This window comes from Alkalilimnicola ehrlichii, assembly GCF_003399765.1.
Taxonomy (GTDB): Bacteria; Pseudomonadota; Gammaproteobacteria; order Nitrococcales; family AK92; genus AK92.
In genome coordinates this window covers 1-2378 of the sequence record NZ_NFZV01000068.1, presented here as the reverse complement: position 1 = coordinate 2378, position 2378 = coordinate 1, and the positions used below count along the sequence as shown (strand labels likewise).

The window sequence follows — 2378 nt, the reverse complement described above, 5'->3', positions numbered from 1 at the left end:
CCAGTACCCCGCGCACGCCTACACCGACGGCTACATCGCGCCCGAAGCACTGCAACAGAACCAGCCCCCCGAGCAGCTCGGCGAGGCGCAGGATCGTTTTGCGCTGGCCGTGCTTCTCTTCCAGCTCATCAACGAGGGTATTCACCCGTTTCAGGGCGTGCCACACACCGGCCGCGAGCTTCCCACTGCCAACGGCGAACGCATCCGGGCGGGCCTCTATCCCTACGGCCTCACCCCTCACCCGGACATCGCGCCCTCGCCCTGGAGCCGGCACAGTGTTCTTGATGGCGAAACCCGCATGCTCCTCGCCCGCGCCTTCGCTGGCGACGCGGCACGGCGCCCCGCCGCCAGCGACTGGAACGATCACTTCGCGGCCCTACTCGCACCAGAGAACCGACGCCTGCTACGCTGCGAACGTCATCCGAAGCAGTTTCACTTCGAACCGGGATGCCCACTTTGCCCACGTAAAAAGACCGAAGAGGTGCGTACAGCCAGGAAGCAATCGGCTTCAGCTCGTAGAAGCACTCAACCGGAACAATACATTTGGGTAAACAGCGACGGCCAACAACGCAAACTCACTCTAAGACAAACATTCCGACTAGGCTCTAGTTACGATGAATACATAACACCTGGAGAGGAAGGGAGCATATCCCTTATTTATCATAAGACGACGGATGCAAAAGCCGCTGCGCAAAGGCTTGAAGCCATGTTAAGCGCACCGCCAAAGTCACAGAGTGTATTCGCGGGAAAGCAACGCCACGAGACCTTCTGCTGGCCAGACGCACTTATCTTGGAAGCCAACACGAGAACCCCTACAGGATATAGCAAACCCCGCATATACCGCCGTCATTACCGAAGTTTAGGCGAGGAGCTACAGTACCTCTCCAAGCTGAATTACAGAGAACGAACTGCCGAGCGCGTCATCGACAACGCTATTGCCTTAATCGATGCGGTAGAAGCACTTCACCATGCAAGGCATCGTATTATCGCACTGGCCCCCCAAAGCATTCTCTTCCGACGTGATCACAACGGCCTGATTTGTTTCGCCGACTGTATGAATTTTAGTCTCGGTACAGCTCGGCGCGGCCGCTCGGCAGCCACCGGCACTCCGCTTCCCGAGTACAGTCATCCGAAAGCACTATGGGGAAGCGACACCCCTGAAACACTGCAAGAGCACCAAGACAACTATGCAGTAGCCGTCATCATTTTTCGTTTGCTTAACAAGGGCATTCATCCTTACGACGGCGTTATGGCTGACGGCTCTCCCTCTCCGCCTCTCACCGAACGGGTAATCAACAAACTCTATGCGTATAGCCCTAGTGAACACCCACAGGTTCGCCCATTAAAGATGAGCCTTCACCGGCGTTGGCCACACACCTTGCATAAGCTTTTCGAGCGGGCCTTTATCGCAAACGAGCCGCCAACATTGACAGACTGGCGGAAGGAGCTTGTTGCATTACGGGAAATCGGCTCGCTTCATGAAGCTGAGGACCGTCTAAATAAAGAGCAAGCAGCCGATGCGGAAGCTGCTCGGCGATTTAAAGACACTGCTTTTGTTAGAGCAAAGCAGTGTGCAGGAGCTCTAGTCGTACTATCTATGCTAGCCCTACTCGCCAGCCTGATTTACGAACTTTTCGGGCCAGCTTCGCGACCAGGCAAACTATTCGATACTTTTTTGATGGGCGCAGGGGTCGCTGGGGGCCTATACCTGCTTCTGTTCGAAAGCGTAGGCGCCACATTCTTCATGCGCACGCTTACTAAAAAATCGCACTATGTCGCCCTATACGCTATCCCTTGCACTGCGATACCGGCTGCATGGGCCATTACCGTCCTCTTGTTCCTACGGTGACGTCACATAGTGCATTCGCCCTGTCCGCACCTCCAAACTTTGGTCGTGCCGCTTAAGCTAAAGAACGATGAACAACAAGTCCGACCGCACACCACTTGTTCTCACAGCCACCCACAGCCGCCGCCCTGTCCGTCTCGACGGCGAGCCGCTGGCCCGGGGCGGCGAGGGTACGATTTATCGGTTGGCTGGCGAACCGCCGTTGGTGGCCAAGCTCTACCATCGGCCCAACCGCGAGCGGCAAGATAAGCTCGCCGCCATGCTGGCCGACCCGCCGCGCCTACCCCCGTTTGAGCGCCGCGGCCGCCAATACCCGCAGATCACCTGGCCTATCGGCACGCTTGAGAGCATGGATGGCGCCTTCCTCGGCTACGCGATGCCGCAGCTCGACGTCGACAACACCGTGCCGCTGGAGTTTTTACTCAGCGCCCGCGGTCGACGCGCAACCGGCTTGCCGGAGGATTACCGCTTTCGCGTCAAGGTCGCCTACCAACTCGCGCACCTGGTCGCCGAGCTGCACGCCCACGGCCAC

At 57.9% G+C, this 2378-nt stretch carries 2 protein-coding genes; both read left to right on the top strand.

All coding sequences use genetic code 11. The features are described 5' to 3' along the window. Positions 1-1849: hypothetical protein (locus CAI21_RS23510; RefSeq protein ID WP_220349076.1), on the top strand; the 1849-nt coding region annotated here is incomplete at its 5' end. A gap of 67 nt (positions 1850-1916) precedes the next feature. Beyond that, positions 1917-2378, top strand: a 462-nt coding sequence (locus CAI21_RS22630) for a hypothetical protein (protein WP_220349073.1), incomplete at its 3' end; no start/stop codon positions are given.